Raw genomic sequence first — 21516 nt, forward strand, 5'->3', positions numbered from 1 at the left:
GAGGAATCATACATGGCAACACGCACACATGAATGTGGAGTTTTGCGCGCTGAAAATATTGGCGAGCGCGTCGTATTAAAAGGTTGGGTACAATATCGTCGTGACTTCGGTGGTTTAATCTTCATCGATTTACGTGACCGTACTGGTTTAACACAAGTTGTGTTCACACCAGAAAACTCTCAAGAGGCACTAGATCTTGCAGATACATTCCGTAGTGAATATATTATCGAAGTAGAAGGTGAAGTACGTCCACGTACACCAGATATGGTTAACCCTAACTTAGATACTGGTATGATTGAAGTTTATGTTGATAAAGTAACATTAATCAACAAATCAAAAACACCACCATTCCAAATTGAAAATCGTATCCAAGTAAACGAAGATTTACGTTTAAAATACCGTTATATAGATTTACGTCGTCCTGTAATGTATAAAACATTTAAATTACGTTCTGACGTAACAAAAGTGGTACGTAACTTCTTACAAGATGAAGGCTTCCTAGAAGTGGAAACACCTATCTTAACAAAATCAACTCCTGAAGGTGCTCGTGATTATCTTGTTCCATCACGTGTTCACGAAGGTGAATTTTATGCACTTCCACAATCACCACAATTATTTAAACAATTATTGATGGTATCTGGATTTGAAAAATACTTCCAAATCGCTCGTTGTTTCCGTGATGAAGACTTACGTGCTGATCGTCAACCAGAATTCACTCAAATCGATATGGAAATGAGTTTCTTAACACAAGAAGAAATTCTTGATATTAACGAACGCTTAATCCAAAAAGTGATGAAAGAAATTAAAGGAATCGATATTCCACGTCCATTCCAACGTATGAAATATGACGAAGCAATGTCTCGCTATGGTTCAGATAAACCAGATGTTCGTTTTGGTTTAGAGTTAATCGATTTAACAGATGTTGTTGATGGATGTAACTTTAAAGTATTTGCTCAAACAGTTGAAGCAGGTAACCAAGTTAAAGGTCTTAACATTAAAGGTGCAAACGGCAAATATTCTCGTAAAGACTTAGATGAATTAACAAAATTCGTTGGCCGTTATGGTGCAAAAGGTCTTGCATGGATTAAAGTCACTGAAGATGGTCTTACAGGTCCTATCGGTAAGTTCTTCCAAGATGAATATGGTCAAAAATTAGTTGAACGCATGAAAGCAGAACCAGGAGATACATTAGTATTCGTAGCAGATAAAAAATCTGTTGTTGCTGATGCTCTAGGTGCACTTCGTAAAAAACTAGGTAAAGAATTAAACTTAATTGACGAATCACAATTCGCATTCTTATGGATTACTGATTGGCCATTACTTGAATACTCAGAAGAAGAAGGACGCTATACTGCAGCTCACCACCCATTCACACGTCCATTTGATGAAGATCTTGATAAAATGGAAACAGCTCCTGGCGAAGTTCGTGCTCAAGCATACGATATCGTATTAAATGGTTACGAACTTGGTGGTGGTTCACTTCGTATCTATGAAAAAGAATTACAAGAAAAAATGTTCAAAGTACTTGGTTTCACTCAAGAACAAGCACAAGAACAATTTGGTTTCTTAATGGATGCATTTGAATACGGCGTTCCTCCACATGGTGGTTTAGCATTCGGTCTTGACCGTTTCATCATGCTATTAGCTGGTCGCGATAATTTACGTGACACAATCGCATTCCCTAAAACAGCTTCAGCAAGTTGCTTACTAACAGATGCTCCAAGTTCTGTTGCAACCGCTCAATTAGATGACTTACACATTCGTACTAAAACTTTAGCCGACGAAGACTAGACTCATCTAAAAGCTTTTAAATAAGGGGATATCTTTATAAGCGTGTAATCACACTTATGGGATATCCTCTTTTTATGTATAGAAAAGGGAGATTTATTTTCAAATTTAACAGATAATTATCATTATTTATTTTGATTTTTCTGAACATTAATGTTAGTATTAAATCAACAGCAAATCCTGATATGTTTGTTGAAACTTAATCAGTTTTGACCGAACATAATATCGTTGGGAGTTGTCATTTTGGAATGGCAAACATGCCTGTAATGGGACTTTTAAAGTTTCAAATACGACACCCACCTGCAAAGAGTGCGGGTTCAAAGCGATTTGTAAAAACAACGGCATAATTGGGATTTGCTATTTAAAGAGACCATTAACCTCCAATTCTAATAGGATTGGAGTTTTTTTGGTGCATCATTATTAATATAAGGATACGGATTATTCAAAATACGAAAATCGTTTTATATAGTTAGATGCTAAATTCATAACGTCAGAATACATTAATAAAATACATTAAATAGATAATAAGTATTTCTATAGTCTGTTAAAAAAGGGGGTATGATATCGGTGCAAACATTGTTTATATCTGGAGTTAAGATTATTAATGCAAATGAAAAAGAGTACATTGCAGATATACTTGTTGAAGATGGGAAAATCAAAAAAATTGGATCCTCACTTCGATTAAAAGCGGATAAAGAAATTGATGGTAGTGGCAAAATACTTTTTCCAGGCTATATTGATATGCATATTCATGGATCAGCAGGAAAAGATACGATGGATGCAACAACAGAGTCACTTCATATAATAGCAAGATCATTAGTTAAAGAGGGGACAACTAGCTTTTTAGCTACTACTATGACACAAGAACAACAAGCAATTAAATCGGCTTTAAAGAATATAGCTAACTTTGAAAGTGCAGAAAATGAAGCAGAAGTTATTGGTATTCATGTTGAAGGTCCATATATTTCAAAAAAATGTGCTGGCGCACAACCAGTAGAACATATTATTCCCCCATCTATTGATCAATTCACACAATGGCAAAGATTAAGTGGCTATAAAATAAAAGAAATCACAGTTGCACCAGAAGTAAATGGTGGTTTTGAATTTGTAGAAGCTTTAGCCAAAGAGAGTGTTGTCATATCGATTGGTCATTCTGATGCAACAATTGAAGAAGTAGAAAAAGCCATTTCTCTAGGTGTAAAACAAGTGACACATTTATATAATAAAATGCGACCTTTCCATCATCGTGAATTAGGAGTAGTGGGAGGCGTATTGCTATCTGAAAATGTGAAGGTAGAGTTGATTGTTGATTTTATCCATGTTCATCCAAGAGCAGTTGACTTTACTTACCGTGTCAAAGGGGCAAATAATATTATTCTTATTACGGATGCAATGAGAGCAAAAGGTGAACCAAACGGTCATTACGATTTAGGTGGACAACTAGTTCATCTAACACCAAAAGGAGCATATTTACCAAATGGCTCCTTAGCTGGAAGTGTATTAACGATGGATTTAGCAGTTCGAAACATGCGAAAAGCTACAAATTGCACACTCCAAGAATTAGTTGCTATGTCTTCTACAAATGCATGTAAACAAATGGGTATTACGTCGAAGCAACATTATATGCTTAATTGAAAAAACTAACATAAACGAATAGGGAAAGTAACTATCAGGGGCAGAAATTACAATTTCTGCAGAAGGATCAGATGCAGAAGAAGCTCTTGCAAAATTATCCGAAGTAATTTTTTCAGAGGGTATTGATGTTGAATGTTAGAACTCAAAAGTATTGCGGTGTCAATTTAGGAAAGATGTAAACTAGAGTTTTTTCTATACTTTACTTGCATTGTTACATACTTTAGGTTTATATTTTTGATGGAGCAATTATATAAGTAAAAGAATAGGATTACTTTATTAATAGGAGAGACGTTCATGTTACATCAATTTTCAAGAAATGAGCTTGCAATTGGACAAGAAGGTTTAGATAAACTAAAAAATACGACCGTTGCCATTCTAGGCGTTGGTGGTGTTGGTTCATTTGCTGCTGAAGCATGCGCAAGAAGTGGTGTTGGTCGAATTATTTTAGTAGATAAGGATGATGTTGATATTACGAATATTAACCGTCAATTAGTTGCTTATATATCTACAATCGGTAAATCAAAATCAGCAGTTATGAAAGAAAGAATTGCGGATATTAATCCGGAATGTGAAGTAATCGATTTACATATGTTCTATACAGAAGAAACATATGAAAAATTCTTTAGCTATCAACCTGATTATGTCATTGATGCTTCAGATACTGTGAAATACAAAATTCATATTATTAAAGAATGTCTAAAAAGAAAGATTAAAATTATCTCTAGTATGGGTGCTGCCAACAAAATGGACCCAACTCGTTTTAAAATCGCAGATATATCAAAAACGCATACAGACCCACTTGCTAAAGTCATTCGTTTAAAATTACGTAAGGATGGCATTAAAAAAGGTGTTCCTGTTATTTTCTCTGATGAAAGTCCAATTGTTATTCGACCAGATGTTGCCGAAACAGTTGGTAAACCGGATGCTGAAATTAGAAAAGCTAAAATGCCACCATCATCAAATGCTTTTGCCCCTTCTACAGCAGGTTTAATAGCTGCAAGCTGGGTAGTACGTGATATTTTGAAAGATATTAAAATTAATCGAGTACAAGGCTAATATATTTACCAAAACCGTATTTACACATTAATCTGTGAATACGGTTTTTATTATGTAATAGGAATATTAGTTAAATATGGTAATATGAAATTTTATTTTTTACCATTATTAGTTAAATTGATATATAATTTTAACTGTAGCATCAAGTTCTTTTGTTGTGATTTTTCTATTTGTTCTTACAAAAGAGACAAACATTTTATTTATGATAACCATATCTATTTAATTTCAATTAAGGTGAATACATTTCGTGGTTAGAAACGTATAAGTATTATGTTCAGAATTTTTAAAAAAGGAGAAGGTTTATGGCACTAGTAATCGAGCAAGTTACAAAAAGGTATCATGATTTTAAAGCAGTGAACCAGCTATCTTTTACTATTGAAAAAGGAGAAATCTTTGGATTAATAGGACAGAATGGAGCTGGAAAAACTACAACATTTCGTATGATTTTAGATTTACAGGATACGACTGAGGGGAATATATCTTGGAATGGTCAACCGATGAATAGAGTCAATCGAGATGTACTTGGCTATTTGCCAGAAGAACGTGGTATTTTCCCTACTATGACAGTAGAAGAACAACTTTATTTTTTTGGTGTATTACGAGGGTGGACTAGGACGGATTTGAAACAAGAAGTAGATTACTGGATTACTCGATTTGAATTGGATGATAAACGAAAAGCAAAGGCTGAAACACTGTCAAAAGGAAATCAGCAAAAAGTACAGCTAATCGCAAGTTTTATCCACCAACCAGAGTTTCTAATATTAGATGAGCCTTTTAGTGGTCTTGATCCTGTTAATCGGCAATTATTAATGGATGCAATTTTATATCTAAAAGAAAAAGGTACAACGATTCTTTTCTCAAGTCATCAAATGGATAATGTGGAAGAGCTTTGTGATCATCTTTGTATATTAAAAAAAGGTGAGTCTTTATTTACTGGTAGTTTAGTAGATTTAAAGGAGCAATACGGCAAGATTAAACTAAGTATCCGTACAGATCTGGATAAATCACAACTATTTGCCCTTCCTGGTGTTGGGAATGTTAAAGAAACAAAAGATGGTTTCACCTTATTATTGGAAGATGAATCGTACGGAGAACAATTATTTGATACTCTTGGAAAAGGAAAATATATGGAGAAGTTTAGTATGGATTATTTATCGCTGGATGAAATCTTCAAAGACTTGGTAGGTGGAGAGCATGTCTAAATTTTGGATATTAGTAACTCAGCTTTATAAGCAAAAGATTAAAGCAAAATCATTTATTTTTGGGACATTATTATATGTTGCAATTATCAGTGGGATTATATTTTGGTCTGATATTAAAGCTGCTCTTTTTTCCGAAGAACCACTTAAGATTGCTATGATTAACAATACAAAACAGGATTTTAAAGAAGTATTTCAATCAGATAACGATTTGAAATTTTCTTTTTCTAATGATGATTCAGCAAAAATTGAAAAACAGGTCAAAGATGAGAAATTAGATGCGGCAGTCTTTCTAAATGAAAAAGACGGTAAGTTAAACGCTGAAATTGCCACATATACACCACTTGAATTCAATGATCAAACGAAATTATCTTCGATGATTCAGTATGCTGGAAAAATCTATTCGGTACAACAACTCAATTTATCGGCTGAACAAGCAGCTCAAATTATTGAATCTGAAACACCGATTAATATGAAAAATTTAAATACTGAAAAAGAAAGTGGAAAGAGCGAGGATGAAAAAGCGGCAGGCATTGGAGCTTCTATTTTAGTAGGTTCAATAGTCTACTCAATCGTTATTTCGTTTTTATCTATTATTACGACAGATGTTGCTTCCGAAAAAGGTTCACGGGTATTAGAAGTATTACTTGCAAGTGTTAAACCTTCAACCCACTTTTTGGCAAAGATTACGGGTACTTATTTATTAGCATTTACGCAAGTCATATTGATATTTGGTGTACAAATTATTCTATTGTTAATAGTAAACGGAGGAGAAAAGTGGGGGAAAGTTGCGGATATTGTTGATCATTTATCGATAAGTTATGTTCTATACACTCTTGCATACTTATTGTTATCTATTTTCCTTTTCTTAATTATGGGTGCCCTCTTTGGTTCACTTGTTTCTAAAGTAGAGGAAGCGGGCCAAACGATGATGCCAGCTATGTTCGTTGGTATGGCGGGTTTTTACGTATTGTTATCAGGTTTATCCAATCCAGATACATTGCTTGTAAAAGTCTTTTCTTTTATCCCATTTACGACAGTGATGGTTATGCCGCTTCGAATAGGTGCGACGGACTTGTCACCTGCAGAACCACTTATTGCATTAATTGTTTTAATCGTTACAGTTATCGTACTGTTCTATATTAGTTTTTCATTCTATAAACGAAGCGTACTGACTTATAGTTCTGGTGGGGTTATTCAAAAAATTAAAACTGTGTTGAAAGTTACTACGTAATATCTTAAATCCAAACTTTTAAAATGGAAAAATCAGGGTGCATTGAATTTAACTCTTGATGGCCTTGTTTTTTTCTATGATAATCTGTTGATTTCCGTTACTGGCGGACGCTTTCCGCGGGCGAGCGGTGAGTCTCCTCACTTCGTTCCGGGGTCTCACCTGTCTCGCTTTCCCGCAGGAGTCACCGCCATCCACTCCAATCAACATACAAATTTATAAATATAAATAAATCTGTCAAGAAAGAACAGATTTCTAACAATCAAAAGTACCACATTTCATTCAAAAAATATGTAGGATAGAGACAAATGAAATTTCAACTGCGAAAGTTGAATTATGATAAGTAAAAAGTATTGTAAAAAAACATATCTGCAAAGGTGATTAATATTGAATCTACTTACAAACACAATTTTATTAGATGAAGATGAACTAAGAATGGTTTTAAAGGATATTCAAAATGGACAAAACGACTGGGATGAAAAGAATAAGTCGCTTATAGTTCAATCAATGATTAACCATATCGGTTCAATTGATAGTGAGTTAAGGGACAACTTGATATATGGCTCATTTTGTCAATTAATAATAGAGAAAAATATTCTCGAACATAACATGTTAAAAAAACTCTTAGACTTGAGTATAAATGAATTGTTATTTAAAGGAATTGAGGAAAATGGAACGGATACAGTTTTCATAAGATCTTTTACTTCACTTTTAGTGGCACTTATTCTTTATAGAGATAACGAAGATAATTTTCTTTCCAAAAGTACAGTTTATAAAATTAAGGACAGGTTAATCGATTATATAAATTTAGAGAATGATTTAAGGGGCTATGTTTCAGTAAAAGGATGGGCACACAGTATAGCTCATGTAGCTGATGCTTTTGAAGAACTTATAAAGAATCCAAAAATAAATCAGGAATCCTTTATAGAAATACTTAAAATGCTATGGAATAAGATTTTCGTTTCTACAAGTGTTTATATACATGATGAAGACGAAAGAATTTTGATTCCCATATTAGAAATGTTAAATAGAGGATTGGAGCAAAAAGAGATCGAAACATTAGTGCAAAATATACCGATACAACTAAAAAATCAAAAAGAACAGATAGAGGAAGAACAGTATTGGTTTTTATATTCAAACTGTAAGACATTCTTAAAAAGTTTTTATATTAAAGTTGAATCCAATCGTGACTTAATTCCTCTTCGAAATAGTCTTAAAAAGTGTTTGTCGGTAATATCCTTATATAACTAATGGATTCAAGATGATTATTGTTCTACTTATTTGGATAAAATAAACTATAAAAAGACTATAGACAAACTCTAAATTTGTTAGGGTCGTCCATAGTCTTAGATTACTAATAAATAGGCTATTTTTTTCTATTCTTTTTTAAACTATTCAAATGATCATAGATTCCTGCCATGCGTTTTTCTTGTCCTGCAATGACTGGTTTGTAGAATTCCGTGCCTTCTAGTTCATCGGGTAAATATTGCTGATCTACCCAGCCACCAAATGTACCAATAGGTGTATTATGCGGATATTGATATCCTTCTACGCCGAGTACTTTTGCACCTGCATAGTGAGCATCTCGTAAATGCATCGGGATGTCTCCTGTTTTACCAGCGTGAATAGCTGCTGTTGCTGCATCAATAGCAGCAATAGCTGAATTGGATTTTTCTGCTAGACACATTTCAATAACAGCATGTGCAAGCGGAATACGTGCTTCCGGCATTCCAAGACGTTCAGCAGCCTGTACTGCTGCAAGAACATGTGAACCTACTTCAGGAGCAGCTAAACCTATATCTTCATAACTGATTACAAGCAATCGTCGACTGACCGCAACCAAATCACCATTTTCCAAACAGTTCGCTAAATAGTAGATTGCTGCGTTTACATCACTTCCACGAATAGATTTTTGTAATGCTGAAATAAGATTATAGAAGTGACTTCCTTTTTTATCCCCATAAACTCCGATGCGTTCTGCTAGATTTTTGACGATTGAATCTTGTACAATCGTCTCATCGTTTTCTTCATCTGAAGAATAGTAGACAGACTCCAAAAGAGTTAGTGCTTTTCGGGCATCTCCATGTGCAGCTTGTACGATGAGTGTACGTTGATCATCTGTCATGCGGATTTTATAACGACCTAGTCCGCGTTCTTTATCTTCTAAAGCTCGAAGTATCAATGTATCAATATCATCATCTGTCAATCTCTTAAGTTGCTTAATCTCTCCACAGCGGGATCGAATGGCAGGATTGACATCGTGAAATGGATTTTCGGTTGTTGCCCCTATTAATACAATTGAACCGTTTTCAACATGTGGAAGTAGAGTATCTTGTTGCAATTTATTGAAACGATGAATTTCATCTAAAAATAAGATGACTTGTCCTGATAATTTTGCTTCGCCTACAACATCCTCCACATCTTTTTTTCCTGCACGTGTAGCATTCAAGGCGAAAAATGGTAATTTAGAAGAACCAGCTATTGCAAAGGCAATCGATGTTTTTCCAATACCAGGTTCACCGTAAAGTAACATAGAAGGTATATGCCCATTTTTTATCATTTTATATAATGTAGTATTTTGTCCAATAATTTCTTGATGACCAACAACTTCATCAAGGTTACGTGGTCGCATACGAAAAGCAAGTGGTTCGTTCGGCATGCAGACACCTCCTTCATTTATTTGTATCCAGTAAGTTGTTGTAAATTTAATGTATCTTTACTAAGAAAAATTTATGTTATAAGTGATAAAGTAGTAGATAAAATTACTTGTTTTGATAATTAGACAAGTTTCGATAACTCGTAACAATAATCATAAATCATTCCCGAGTAGAATGAAAGGAAATATGCTATACTTTAATCTAGACAAATAGCTAATTTTAGAGGTGTATATATGAAAATATCAACAAAAGGTCGTTATGGCCTAACTATTATGATTGAGTTGGCTAAAGAATATGGTCAAGGACCAATCCCACTTAGACAAATTGCATCTGAGAACAACTTATCAGAAGCTTATTTAGAACAACTTGTTTCTCCTTTAAGAAACTCAGGCCTTGTAAAAAGTGTTCGTGGTGCATACGGTGGTTATATGCTGTCAAAAGCACCCCATTTAATCTCTTCAGCAGATGTGATTAAAGTTTTAGAAGGTCCAATTCAACCTGTTGAAGGTATTGAAGAAGAAGCTCCACCACAACGAGAGCTTTGGTTACGTGTTCGAGATGCTGTAAAAGACGTACTTGAAACAACAACACTTGATGATTTAGCAACTTATACAGAAGAACATAATGACGATGGCTATATGTTTTATATTTAAAAGGAGTTTTTTATCATGAAAGAAATTTATCTTGACCATGCTGCAACTTCTCCTATGCATCCAGCTGTAATTGAGAAGATGGCAGAAACTATGGGAGTAGTTTTTGGCAATCCCTCTAGTATTCATGGCATTGGTCGATATGCTCGCAAATATTTGGACGAAGCAAGAACAGTAATTGCAAAATCTATTGGTGCAAAAGACCGCGAAATCATCTTTACCAGTGGTGGTAGTGAAGCTGATAATTTAGCGATTACTGGTACAGCACATGCAAGACGTGCAGAAGGTCGCCATATTATTACAACACAAATCGAGCATCATGCAGTACTTCATACTTGCCAACAACTAGAAAGAGAAGGCTTTGAAGTGACATATCTTCCAGTCAACGAAAAAGGAATGATCTCACTTGATGATCTAAAAAAAGCTCTTCGAGACGATACCATTTTGGTAACAGTTATGTTTGGTAACAACGAAGTCGGTACATTACAACCGATTAAAGAAATCGGTGCCTTATTAAAGGATCATCAAGCGAGTTTCCATACGGATGCAGTTCAAGCATTTGGTATTCAAAAGATTGATGTCAATGAATTACAAGTAGATTTACTATCTGTTTCTTCTCATAAATTGAACGGCCCGAAAGGCTTAGGCTTTTTATATCAACGTGATAACGCAAAAATTCAACCAATTATTTTCGGGGGAGAACAGGAGCGCAAACGTCGTGCAGGAACTGAAAATGTACCGGCAGTTGTTGGTTTAGCAGAAGCTACAAAAATTGCACAAGATAGTTTTGAAGAAAAACAACAATTATTTAAACAATTCCGCAAAACATTTTTAGATAAATTAGATCAAGCAGGTATCACTTATCATGTAAATGGTGATGAAGTTGACTATTTACCTCATGTTTTAAATATTAGCTTTAAAGGAATGGATGTAGAATCTTTTTTAGTTAATTTGGATATCGCAGGTATAGCAGCTTCAAGTGGTTCTGCATGTACAGCTGGTTCTATCGATCCTTCACATGTACTAGTTGCTATGTACGGAAAAGATGCCGATGAACTCCGCAACTCTATTCGCTTTAGCTTTGGCTATGGCTTAACACTGGAGGACATTGAAACAGCTGCAGTTAAAACAATCGAGATCGTAAAACGTCTAGTGAAATAATAGAAAAAGGTGAAACAATATGAACGTAACGAAAGACCCCTCACAAACCCGGGTTGTCGTCGGAATGTCTGGAGGAGTCGATTCTTCTGTGACGGCTTACTTATTAAAGAAACAAGGCTATGACGTCATCGGTATTTTTATGAAAAACTGGGATGATACAGACGAAAATGGTGTTTGTACAGCTACAGAAGATTATGAAGATGTCATTAAAGTTTGCAATCAAATCGGAATTCCTTATTATGCAGTAAACTTTGAAAAACAATATTGGGATAAAGTATTTACTTATTTCTTAGAGGAATATAAAGCAGGTCGTACACCAAATCCTGATGTTATGTGCAACAAAGAAATCAAATTTAAGGCATTCCTAGAACATGCTTTAAAACTTGGTGCTGATTATGTGGCAACAGGGCATTATGCACGAGTAGAAGTACGAGACGGTGAAACAAGAATGTTACGCGGCGTCGATCAAAACAAAGACCAAACGTATTTCTTAAACCAATTATCTCAAGAACAATTGTCGAAAGTTATGTTCCCAATTGGAGAATTAGAAAAACCTCGTGTCCGTGAAATCGCAGCTGAAGCAGGTTTAGCAACTGCCAAGAAAAAAGACTCAACAGGTATCTGTTTTATCGGAGAACGTAATTTCAAAGAGTTCTTAAGTCAATACTTACCTGCGCAACCAGGCAATATGGAAACATTTGATGGTCAAGTGATGGGCAAACACGATGGATTAATGTATTACACAATTGGACAACGTCATGGCCTTGGAATCGGCGGAGATGGTGATCCATGGTTTGTACTAGGAAAAGATTTAGAAAGAAATGTCTTATTAGTTGGTCAAAACTTCTATAACGATAAACTATTTTCTACTAGCTTAACTGCAGTGAAAACAAGTTTTACAACACATCGCGAAATGCCTAAAAAGTTCAAAGCTACAGCTAAATTCCGTTATCGTCAAAAGGACGTACCTGTAGAAGTAGAAATTTTGGGCGAAGATAAATGGCAAGTTACCTTTAGTGAACCAACGCGTGCTATCACACCAGGACAATCTGTTGTTTTATACGATGGAGATGAATGTCTAGGTGGCGCTACGATTGATGAAGTATTTAAAAATGGCGAAAAACTAACTTACGTTGGGTAATATAGAGGTGATAGAAATGGATTTTAATGAAGAAGGCGTAAAAGCTATTCAAGAAAAACGTTATGAAGATGCAGCTAAAGCATTTACTCAAGCAATAGACGAAAATCCTAATGATCCAGTGGGTTATATTAACTTCGGTAATCTACTAGCATCAATGGATGATATAGAACGAGCAGAACGTTTTTTCCAAAAAGCAATAACATTAGATGAAAATACGGCAACAGCATACTACGGTTTAGCGAATTTATATTATAATTCAGAAAGATATTTAGAAGCTGCAAAATTATATGAGAAATCAATTCGTCATGGAATTGAAGGTGCTGATGCCTATTATATGTTAGGTAAAAGTTTTGAACATGAAGGACAACATAAGCTTGGCCTGCCTTATATGCAACGAGCAGCTGAACTTGCACCGCAAGATTTACAAATAAGACTATCTTATGGCATTATGCTATGTACATTAGAATTATTTGAACAAGCAGAGAAAGAACTAAAGTTTGTCATCGATGAAGATTGGAATAATGCAGATGCTCACTATAATTTAGGAGTATTATATGCTGTTTCTACCGACCAAATTGATGATGCAATGTATCATTTAAAACAAGCTTATACATTACAACCTGAATTTGAACAAGCACGATATATTCATGACATGCTTGCGATGAAAAAGAACTAATTTGAAAGAAGGGGACAGAGTTGACTGGGAATTTAACATTATTTACAGACGAGCAGCTTTTTATCGTCGGTCGACCTGTCGTTACCATTTTTCATAATGCACAAAATTTGTTTTCAATTGTAAAGTTGAAAATTCAAGAAACAAATACGGACTATAAAGAAAAGGAAATAATCGTCACAGGTTATTTTCCTAAAGTTGTCGAGGATGCTATATACCGCTATACAGGTCAACTGAAGCAACATCCTAAATACGGCCTACAGTTTCAAGCTGCTACTTTTGAAAAAGAGATTCCAGCAACTGAAACTGGGGTCGTTCAATATTTAGCTAGTGATTTATTCCCTGGAATCGGTCGTCGTACTGCTGATATTATCGTCAAAAAACTAGGGGCAAATGCTATCAAAGTGATTATTGAAAACCCAGATGCATTAGATGAAATTCCTCGATTAACTGAAGAAAAAAAGCAAACACTACGTTCAGTTTTGGAACAAAATCTTGGACTCGATCGCATTATGATTCAACTCAATGAATGGGGATTTGGCGCACAAATTGCAGTGAAGATTTACCAAATGTACGAAGGTGAAACATTGCAAGTGTTGCAAAAAAATCCTTATCGATTAATTGAAGATATTGAAGGAATTGGTTTCCAACGTGCAGATGAACTTGGTGCAAGATTACATATAACAGGAAACCATCCAGATCGGATTAAAGCTGCGATTTTACATCTTTTGAATGTAGCTGCACTATCAGAAGGACATGTTTTTCTTGATGCTAGTGAAATAATACCTGAAGCTAAACGACTTCTAGAAACAAGCCAACGATGTGCGATAGAATACGATGATATCTCAAAATGTATTATCGAATTAGGTGAAGATGGTAAAGTATGTGGCGAAGAAACAAGAATCTATATGCCCTCACTCTATTATTCGGAAATTGGTATTGCATCGAAAATAACTGAACTAGTCAAAAAAAACAAAGAACATTCTGCTTTTCCAGCATCAGAAATTCGTAAGCGAATAGGGGATGCTGAGGAAAGGTTTGGTGTTAGTTACGCAGAAACGCAAATCGAAGCAATTGAAACCGCCATTAATTCCGCTGTAATGATCTTAACAGGTGGTCCAGGTACTGGGAAAACAACTGTTGTCAAAGGAATTGTAGATGTCTATGCAGAATTGCATGGGTTGTCATTGAATCCAAAGGAGTATGCCGAAAAAGATGAAGATTTTCCAATTGTTTTAGTTGCTCCAACAGGTCGTGCAGCAAAACGACTTAGCGAATCTACTGAACTCCCTGCGATGACTATTCACCGATTATTAGGATTTACAGGTCAAGAAAAAGATGAAGATTCAGATCGCGAAGTCGCGGGTAGACTTATAATCGTGGATGAAATGTCGATGGTAGATACTTGGTTAGCTCACCAATTATTAAAAGCATTGAACGATGATTGCCAAGTGATTTTTGTTGGGGACCAAGACCAACTACCACCAGTTGGGCCAGGGCAAGTACTAAAAGACTTACTTGCCTCGAAGTCAATTCCAACTGTTGAACTTACCGATGTTTATCGTCAATCAGAAGGTTCTTCAATTATTGAACTGGCACATCAGATGAAACAAGGCGAAATTCCTCAAGACTTAACAGTTAAAACAAGTGATCGATCATTTATCCGAGTTGGTCAAGAGCAAATTGCAGATGTAGTTGGTCAAGTAGTGAAAAGTGCCATAAAAAAAGGATTTTCTATTCATGACATACAAGTATTAGCACCGATGTATCGGGGAACTGCTGGTATTGATGCTTTGAACAAATTGTTGCAAGAACTTTTGAATCCTAAGAAAAGCGAAAAAACAAAAGAAATTGCTTTTGGAGATACGATTTATCGAATTGGTGATAAGGTATTGCAACTCGTCAACCAACCAAATAATAATGTATTCAATGGAGATATGGGGGAAGTAATTTCCATTATAAAAGCGAAAGAAACGGTTGAAAAAACAGACTTATTAATAGTTTCTTTCGATGGTATTGAAGTAACATATCAAAAAGGTGATTTAAATCAACTAACACTAGCGTATTGTTGCTCGATTCATAAATCCCAAGGTAGCGAATTTCCAATGGTAATTATGCCGATTGTTAGAAGCTATTCTAAAATGCTTCGGAAGAATTTACTCTATACGGGTATTACAAGAGCTAAAAACTTTCTTATCCTTTGTGGAGAACCTGATACTTTTATCTATGGTTTCCAAAGAACTGATGATTCAAAAAGGCATACTAGTCTGGCAGATCGGTTAATGAGTGATACACCTGTTGAAAAAACAGTGAAAAGTCCTATAGAAAATGTTGACTCATCATCAGAAACGATAAATGTAGAAGAAGCCCCTATAGAATCAGATTTAGCAGAAACGAATGGAGAACCTGCTAAGCTGACTATGGAGAATGTATATAGCATCCATCCCATGATCGGCATGAATGGTATTAGTCCATATGACTTTATGAATAATGAGAATTGACATAATGACAGGCATTTTTTAAAATAAGAAAGAGAAAAAATGGATACAACTAGTCATATAACGCAAATGTACTATTTTTAAACCCTATATTTAGAAATCGTTGAAGGAAAAAAGTACTTATTGGAAAGTGTTCAGAAAGAGATTCCTTGGCTGCGAGAATCTTCAACTTCCAATTTGGAAAAGCTCGTCCTGAGTGCAGTTAAAAACTGTCGTTAACCGCGTTAAGGTAAAGTAAGAGATAATAGTGTAAATTATTATAATTAGGGTGGTACCGCGAATATAACCTTCGTCCCTTTTAAGAGGATGGGGTTTTTTTTATTGTATTAAAGGAGGAAATAATTTCTATGCAAACATCTGCAGAAATTCGTCGTAAATTCATTCAATTCTTCGAAGAAAAAAATCATAAACAAGAGCCAAGTATGCCACTTGTTCCAATTAATGACGCATCATTACTTTGGATTAACTCTGGTGTAGCAACATTAAAAAAATACTTTGATGGTTCCGTTATACCTGAAAATCCACGTATAACAAATGCTCAAAAAGCAATTCGTACAAACGATATCGAAAATGTTGGTAAAACAGCAAGACACCATACTTTCTTTGAAATGCTTGGTAACTTTTCTATCGGTGATTACTTTAAAAAAGAAGCTATTCATTTTGCTTGGGAATTTTTAACTGATCCAAAATGGATGGGATTCGATGGTGCTAAATTATCCATTACAATTCACCCTGAAGACCAAGAAGCATATAATATTTGGAAAGATGAAATCGGTGTGCCTGAAGAACGCCTAATCCGTTTAGAAGGTAACTTCTGGGATATTGGTGAAGGTCCAAGTGGTCCAAACTCAGAAATCTTCTATGATCGTGGCGAAGAATATGGCAATAACCCAAAAGACCCTGAATTATATCCAGGTGGGGAAAATGAACGTTATCTAGAAATCTGGAACCTTGTGTTCTCACAATTCAACCATAATCCAGATGGTACTTACACTCCACTACCAAAGCAAAATATTGATACAGGTATGGGACTTGAACGTATGGCTTCAGTTGTCCAAAATGTACCTACAAACTTTGATACAGATTTATTTATGCCAATCATTGAAAAAATTGAAGAATTTGCAAATCGCAAATATAAACGCCCTAACGAAATAGATTTCAATGAAATTTTCGGTAGTGAAGAAGATATAAACACACCATTCAAAGTAATCGCAGACCATATTCGTACTGTAGCATTTGCTATTGGTGATGGTGCTCTACCTTCAAATGAAGGCCGAGGCTATGTATTACGTCGTTTATTGCGTCGTGCTGTTCGTTATGCAAAACAAATTGGTATTGAAAAGCCATTTATGTTCGAATTAGTTTCAACTGTTGGTGCAATTATGGCTGATTTTTATCCACAAGTACAAGAAAAGGCAGAATTTATTTCACGTGTTATTAAAAACGAAGAAGTTCGTTTCCATGAAACACTACACGATGGTTTAGCTATTTTCAATGAAGTTGTAGAATCACAAAAAGCAAAAGGTGAAACAGTTATTCCAGGCGCTGATGCATTCCGTTTGTATGATACGTATGGTTTCCCAGTAGAACTTACTGAAGAATATGCTGAAGAAGTAGGTATGACAGTAGATGAAGCTGGTTTTGAAGCTGAAATGGAAGCACAACGTGAGCGTGCTCGTAATGCTCGTCAAGATGTTGACTCTATGCATGTACAATCAGAAGTGTTAGCAAACTTAAAACAAGAAAGTACTTTTGTTGGTTACGATACATTAGAAACAAATACAAGAGTTGCTGCAATGGTTGTTGGCGGACAAGAAGCAAAAACAGCATCTGAAGGTGACGAAGTATTAGTTATTTTAGCTGAAACACCATTTTATGCAGAAATGGGTGGACAAATCGCAGACCATGGTACAATTTCAAACGATTCATTCACTGCATCTGTCAAAGATGTACAAAAAGCACCAAATGGTCAACCGTTACACACTGTACTTATTGAATCTGGTGAAATGCATGTAGAAGATGAAGTGTTCGCAAAAGTCGATCGCGCTGAACGAAACTTAATTGTGAAAAACCATACTGCAACTCACCTTTTACAACGCGCATTAAAAGATACTCTTGGCGAACATGTAAACCAAGCAGGTTCATATGTAGGGCCAGATCGTTTACGTTTCGACTTCTCTCACTTTGGTGCTGTGACAAAAGAAGAATTAGAAAAAATCGAACAAATTGTCAATGAAAAAGTTTGGGAAGGCATTCAAGTCGTTATCGAAGAAATGCCGATTGCAGACGCAAAAGCAATGGGAGCAATGGCATTGTTCGGAGAAAAATATGGTGATGTTGTTCGAGTTGTTCAAGTATCTGACTACTCAATTGAATTATGTGGTGGTATTCATGTAAAAAATACTTCTGAAATTGGCTTCTTCAAAATTATTTCCGAAGGTGGTATCGGGGCAGGTACTCGACGTATCGAGGCAGTTACAGGACAAGCAGCATATATTGCCGCAAAAGAAGAACAACATATTCTAGAACAAGCTGCGGGACTTCTAAAAGCAAATCCAAAAGATTTGGTTGCTCGTGTAGAAGGATTACAACATGAGTTAAAAGAACAACAACGTGAAAATGCATCACTTTCAGCTAAAATTGCTGGAGCTCAAGCATCTAATATTCTTTCTGCAGCTCAACAAATTGGTAATGTTACAGTTCTTTCTACAAAAGTAGATGCAAAAGATAATAATCAATTACGCCAATTAATGGATGATTTAAAAGGTAAAATGGATAACAGCATAATTGTTCTTGGAGCAACAGCTGGTGAAAAAGTTATGTTATGTGCAGGTGTAACAAAAGATATAGCAGGTGGAAATTATCACGCTGGTAATATCGTCAAACATGTAGCAGAACAATGCGGTGGTAAAGGCGGCGGTCGCCCTGACATGGCAATGGCTGGAGCAAAAGATGGCTCAAAATTGGCAGAAGCGTTGGATTCTGTGTATAATTATGTAAAATCTATTTAAAAGGCATTAAGAATCAGGTATACTAAAAATTATAAGATGTTTTAATTTCCAACAACTTTAAAGTGAGGTGCTGAGCATGAGTAAGTTTGATCAAACGATGAAATTTAATTTCCCAGAAGAATCTATGGAACAAGAAGTAAGAGAAACCATGCTTCATGTTCATGCAGCACTAGAAGAAAAAGGGTACAACCCGATTAACCAAATAGTTGGATACCTATTATCGGGAGATCCCGCTTATATTCCTCGTCATCAAGATGCTCGTAACAAAATTCGTAAGCTTGAACGTGACGAAATTTTAGAAGAACTAGTTAAGTTCTATATTAAGAAGAATAACGGAGCAAAATGATGAGAATAATGGGTTTAGATGTAGGCTCCAAAACTGTTGGAGTAGCAGTTAGCGACGCCCTTGGGTGGACAGCTCAAGGCGTTGAAACTGTTAAAATTGATGAGGAAAATGGTGAATTCGGTATCGAAAGAATCAGTGAACTCGTCCAACAATATGGAGTAACGGAATTCGTTGTTGGATTCCCGAAAAATATGAATAATACAATTGGTCCCAGAGGAGAAGCATCACAAGCTTATGCAAAGCTTTTAGAAGATACTTTTTCAATGCCTGTCACACTTTGGGACGAGCGTTTAACTACGATGGCAGCAGAACGATTGCTTATTGAAGCAGATGTTCGACGCAAAAATCGTAAAAAAGTCATTGATAAGATGGCTGCGGTCATGATCCTACAAGGATTTTTAGACCGAAAACAATTATGAGGTGAAAAAATGGAAGAAGAATTAGAACAACGTCATATCACAGTCGTTGATGAAGATGGTAATGAGCAACTTTGTGAAGTGCTTCATACATTTGACTCCGCAGAATTTGGAAAATCTTATGTCCTTTATTCTGTAATTGGTTCTGAAGATGAAGATGGTACTGTTGAAATTTTCGCATCATCTTTTATTCCTTCTGATGATGGTACAGATGGTGAATTATCACCAATCGAAACCGAAGAAGAATGGGATTATATTGAATCTGTTATTGAAGAATTAGATGAAGGAATTGAGCAAGAATAAGTAACTCAAATAATCAGAAGAGGTGACTGGAAATGACACAAGAACACGAACACAATCACGAACATATTATTGCAGTAGACGATGAAGGAAATGAACAAGTATACGCTGTACTATACACTTTCGATTCAGACGACTTCGGTAAATCATATGTACTGTATTATAAAGAAGGCGCAGAAGAAGGCGAAGAAGTAGAAATTTTTGCATCTGCAATCAACCCTGCTGAAGATGGTGAAGGTGGAGAACTTGTTCCTATCGAAACAGACGAAGAATGGGATATGGTTGAAGAAGTATTAAACACTCTTGATGCTGAATTTGGTGAAGAGTAACGAGTAAAATCGCCCAAGCGGAATGAGTACTTAGCATTCCGCTTTTTTTATTGAAAGTGAGTCCAATCATCAGGCTGGATAAGTTTACAATAAGCGAGATATACTCTTTTCAAAGGAGGACTTGCAATTGAGTACAAATTCATCAAAAAAAGATCAAATCAATATGTTAAAAGAAAGACAAGCAGAAAAAAAGCTTGTTCGAAAAATTGTATTAATCATTTCGACTATAATTGTAGCACTAGTACTTGTTGTAGGGATTAGTATGTATTTCTATATAAAAGGTGCATTGAAACCTGTAAACGAAAGTGCTAACAAATCAGTAAAAATAGAATTTCCAATTGGTTCTTCTTTAGATTCAATCTCGCAAACTTTAGAAGAAAAAGGAATTATCAAAAATGCTAAAGTATTTAAATACTATGCAAAATTCAAAAATGAATCAGCCTTTCAAGCTGGTACATATGAATTAACACAATCAATGACCATTGATGAAATTATTAAAAGTTTAAAAACAGGAAAAGTTTATCGCCAACCTGAATTTACGATAACCGTTCCTGAAGGATTGACTCTTGACCAAATAGCTGAACGAGTATCTAAAAGTACCGACTACTCTAAGAAGGAATTTATGGATTTAGTGACAAGTAAAGAATTTGTAAAGGATATGAGAAAAAAATATCCTAAAACGGTCACTAAGGCTGTATACAACAAGAATATTCGTTATGCACTAGAAGGATATTTATACCCATCAACATATCCATTCTTTGAAGAAAAACCTAAACTTGAAGAGATAGCTGAACAAATGGTTGCTCAAACAGATGAAGTTGTAGGATCATACGCAGTACAATTGAAAGAAAAACGCATGTCTGTTCATAAATTTTTGACTTTTGCCTCATTGCTCGAACGAGAAGCTACAGCTAAAGCAGATCGTGAAACAATTGCAAGCGTATTTTACAATCGTATTGATAAAAAAATGCCATTACAAACAGACCCAACTGTTCTCTATGCTTTAGGAAAACATAAATCTCGTGTATTGTACAAAGATTTAGAAGTCGATAATCCATACAACACATATAAGAACGCAGGATTACCACCAGGTCCAATTTCTAATGCAGGTAAAGAGTCGTTAGAAGCAGCTATTAATCCAGCTGAAACCGACTATCTATACTTTGTAGCAGATGAAAAAGGAAACAACCATTTCTCTAAAACATACAATGAGCATTTAAATAAAGTCGATCAACATATTAAATAACCAGATAGAAGAAAGGCGACTCTCGCTTTTCTTCTATTTTCATGATAAGATAAAGTGTATTTTTATAATAAGGTTTTGATTATGATAGTGTTTTTTACGAATCATATGATTTAACAGTATTCATAAACAACCAATCTAATAACAAAAGTAGCTCATTTAGCTACTGGATCAGAAATGAA

At 35.3% G+C, this 21516-nt stretch carries 19 protein-coding genes, 1 other RNA gene and 1 other annotated feature; of the genes, 19 read left to right on the forward strand and 1 reads right to left on the reverse strand.

Features of this window, described 5'->3' with window-relative positions:
* The first annotated feature begins 12 nt into the window (after positions 1-12).
* The 8 genes from aspS (at position 13) to Q0977_RS04145 (ending at position 8160) form a co-directional block, all read left to right on the forward strand.
* Positions 13-1791, forward strand: a complete 1779-nt coding sequence (aspS, locus tag Q0977_RS04110) for an aspartate--tRNA ligase (protein ID WP_299510864.1) — start codon at positions 13-15, stop codon at positions 1789-1791.
* A 171-nt stretch (positions 1792-1962) separates the two neighbouring features.
* Positions 1963-2146, forward strand: a non-coding RNA gene (ssrS, locus tag Q0977_RS04115) — 6S RNA.
* A gap of 209 nt (positions 2147-2355) precedes the next feature.
* Positions 2356-3423 carry an N-acetylglucosamine-6-phosphate deacetylase gene (gene nagA, locus Q0977_RS04120; RefSeq protein WP_299510866.1) on the forward strand — a complete coding sequence of 356 codons (1068 nt, stop codon included), beginning with the start codon at positions 2356-2358 and terminating at the stop codon, positions 3421-3423.
* 46 nt (positions 3424-3469) lie between these two features.
* Entirely contained in the window at positions 3470-3562 is a 93-nt protein-coding gene (locus Q0977_RS04125; protein ID WP_299510984.1) for a hypothetical protein, read from the forward strand.
* A 155-nt stretch (positions 3563-3717) separates the two neighbouring features.
* On the forward strand, positions 3718-4479 hold the full coding sequence (locus tag Q0977_RS04130; RefSeq protein WP_119414765.1) for a ThiF family adenylyltransferase: 762 nt from the start codon (positions 3718-3720) through the stop codon (positions 4477-4479).
* Between the two features lie 302 nt (positions 4480-4781).
* Positions 4782-5681, forward strand: coding sequence for an ABC transporter ATP-binding protein (locus tag Q0977_RS04135; RefSeq protein ID WP_119414766.1), 900 nt, complete (start codon positions 4782-4784; stop codon positions 5679-5681).
* Positions 5674-6912, forward strand: a complete 1239-nt coding sequence (locus tag Q0977_RS04140) for an ABC transporter permease (protein ID WP_124217185.1) — start codon at positions 5674-5676, stop codon at positions 6910-6912. The genes Q0977_RS04135 and Q0977_RS04140 overlap by 8 nt, the downstream gene beginning before the upstream one ends.
* Positions 6913-7296: 384 nt before the next feature.
* Positions 7297-8160: a DUF2785 domain-containing protein gene (locus tag Q0977_RS04145; protein WP_119414768.1), complete on the forward strand. Its 864-nt coding sequence runs from the start codon at positions 7297-7299 to the stop codon at positions 8158-8160.
* Positions 8161-8275: 115 nt separating this feature from the next.
* Here Q0977_RS04145 and Q0977_RS04150 read toward each other — a convergent pair whose 3' ends face one another.
* Positions 8276-9568, reverse strand: a complete 1293-nt coding sequence (locus Q0977_RS04150) for a replication-associated recombination protein A (RefSeq protein ID WP_119414769.1) — start codon at positions 9566-9568, stop codon at positions 8276-8278.
* 231 nt (positions 9569-9799) lie between these two features.
* Here Q0977_RS04150 and Q0977_RS04155 point away from each other — a divergent pair, with 231 nt between their 5' ends.
* The 11 genes from Q0977_RS04155 to mltG all read left to right on the forward strand — a co-directional run bounded on the left by Q0977_RS04155 (position 9800) and on the right by mltG (position 21337).
* Positions 9800-10219 carry a cysteine metabolism transcriptional regulator CymR gene (locus tag Q0977_RS04155; RefSeq protein ID WP_119414770.1) on the forward strand — a complete coding sequence of 140 codons (420 nt, stop codon included), beginning with the start codon at positions 9800-9802 and terminating at the stop codon, positions 10217-10219.
* 15 nt (positions 10220-10234) lie between these two features.
* Entirely contained in the window at positions 10235-11377 is a 1143-nt protein-coding gene (locus Q0977_RS04160) for a cysteine desulfurase family protein (RefSeq protein ID WP_199670657.1), read from the forward strand.
* Between the two features lie 19 nt (positions 11378-11396).
* Positions 11397-12518, forward strand: a complete 1122-nt coding sequence (gene mnmA, locus Q0977_RS04165; RefSeq protein ID WP_119414772.1) for a tRNA 2-thiouridine(34) synthase MnmA — start codon at positions 11397-11399, stop codon at positions 12516-12518.
* Positions 12519-12534: 16 nt separating this feature from the next.
* The gene (locus Q0977_RS04170) at positions 12535-13194 is read left to right on the forward strand and encodes a lipopolysaccharide assembly protein LapB (RefSeq protein WP_119414773.1); all 660 of its coding nucleotides are present in this window, start codon (positions 12535-12537) and stop codon (positions 13192-13194) included.
* Between the two features lie 20 nt (positions 13195-13214).
* The gene (locus Q0977_RS04175) at positions 13215-15692 is read left to right on the forward strand and encodes an ATP-dependent RecD-like DNA helicase (protein ID WP_299510875.1); all 2478 of its coding nucleotides are present in this window, start codon (positions 13215-13217) and stop codon (positions 15690-15692) included.
* 91 nt (positions 15693-15783) lie between these two features.
* Positions 15784-15989: a binding site (T-box leader), on the forward strand.
* Between the two features lie 47 nt (positions 15990-16036).
* A complete protein-coding gene (alaS, locus tag Q0977_RS04180; protein WP_119414775.1) occupies positions 16037-18700 on the forward strand; it encodes an alanine--tRNA ligase in 2664 nt (887 codons plus the stop codon).
* A gap of 76 nt (positions 18701-18776) precedes the next feature.
* On the forward strand, positions 18777-19046 hold the full coding sequence (locus tag Q0977_RS04185) for an IreB family regulatory phosphoprotein (RefSeq protein ID WP_119414776.1): 270 nt from the start codon (positions 18777-18779) through the stop codon (positions 19044-19046).
* Positions 19046-19465 (forward strand): Holliday junction resolvase RuvX, encoded by a 420-nt coding sequence (gene ruvX / locus Q0977_RS04190; protein WP_119414777.1) that lies wholly within the window; start codon positions 19046-19048, stop codon positions 19463-19465. Before Q0977_RS04185 ends, ruvX begins: the two co-directional genes overlap by 1 nt.
* 9 nt (positions 19466-19474) lie before the next feature.
* A complete protein-coding gene (locus tag Q0977_RS04195) occupies positions 19475-19765 on the forward strand; it encodes a DUF1292 domain-containing protein (protein ID WP_119414778.1) in 291 nt (96 codons plus the stop codon).
* Between the two features lie 32 nt (positions 19766-19797).
* Entirely contained in the window at positions 19798-20091 is a 294-nt protein-coding gene (locus Q0977_RS04200) for a DUF1292 domain-containing protein (protein ID WP_119414779.1), read from the forward strand.
* 127 nt (positions 20092-20218) lie between these two features.
* Positions 20219-21337, forward strand: coding sequence for an endolytic transglycosylase MltG (gene mltG, locus Q0977_RS04205; protein WP_119414780.1), 1119 nt, complete (start codon positions 20219-20221; stop codon positions 21335-21337).
* The last annotated feature ends 179 nt before the right edge of the window (positions 21338-21516 follow it).

Origin of the sequence: uncultured Rummeliibacillus sp., from assembly GCF_934216135.1 — a bacterium.
Classification (GTDB): Bacteria; Bacillota; Bacilli; order Bacillales_A; family Planococcaceae; genus Rummeliibacillus.

What these genes read in the sequence shown, in the direction of transcription:
- Q0977_RS04185 (WP_119414776.1), top strand. Translation starts at nt 18,777, where the DNA reads ATGAGTAAGTTTGATCAAACGATGAAATTTAATTTCCCAGAAGAATCT.
- Q0977_RS04155 (WP_119414770.1), top strand. Translation starts at nt 9,800, where the DNA reads ATGAAAATATCAACAAAAGGTCGTTATGGCCTAACTATTATGATTGAG.
- aspS (WP_299510864.1), top strand. Translation starts at nt 13, where the DNA reads ATGGCAACACGCACACATGAATGTGGAGTTTTGCGCGCTGAAAATATT.
- Q0977_RS04195 (WP_119414778.1), top strand. Translation starts at nt 19,475, where the DNA reads ATGGAAGAAGAATTAGAACAACGTCATATCACAGTCGTTGATGAAGAT.
- Q0977_RS04160 (WP_199670657.1), top strand. Translation starts at nt 10,235, where the DNA reads ATGAAAGAAATTTATCTTGACCATGCTGCAACTTCTCCTATGCATCCA.
- Q0977_RS04140 (WP_124217185.1), top strand. Translation starts at nt 5,674, where the DNA reads ATGTCTAAATTTTGGATATTAGTAACTCAGCTTTATAAGCAAAAGATT.
- Q0977_RS04150 (WP_119414769.1), bottom strand. Translation starts at nt 9,568, where the DNA reads ATGCCGAACGAACCACTTGCTTTTCGTATGCGACCACGTAACCTTGAT.
- Q0977_RS04130 (WP_119414765.1), top strand. Translation starts at nt 3,718, where the DNA reads ATGTTACATCAATTTTCAAGAAATGAGCTTGCAATTGGACAAGAAGGT.
- ruvX (WP_119414777.1), top strand. Translation starts at nt 19,046, where the DNA reads ATGAGAATAATGGGTTTAGATGTAGGCTCCAAAACTGTTGGAGTAGCA.
- Q0977_RS04135 (WP_119414766.1), top strand. Translation starts at nt 4,782, where the DNA reads ATGGCACTAGTAATCGAGCAAGTTACAAAAAGGTATCATGATTTTAAA.
- alaS (WP_119414775.1), top strand. Translation starts at nt 16,037, where the DNA reads ATGCAAACATCTGCAGAAATTCGTCGTAAATTCATTCAATTCTTCGAA.
- Q0977_RS04170 (WP_119414773.1), top strand. Translation starts at nt 12,535, where the DNA reads ATGGATTTTAATGAAGAAGGCGTAAAAGCTATTCAAGAAAAACGTTAT.
- Q0977_RS04200 (WP_119414779.1), top strand. Translation starts at nt 19,798, where the DNA reads ATGACACAAGAACACGAACACAATCACGAACATATTATTGCAGTAGAC.
- mnmA (WP_119414772.1), top strand. Translation starts at nt 11,397, where the DNA reads ATGAACGTAACGAAAGACCCCTCACAAACCCGGGTTGTCGTCGGAATG.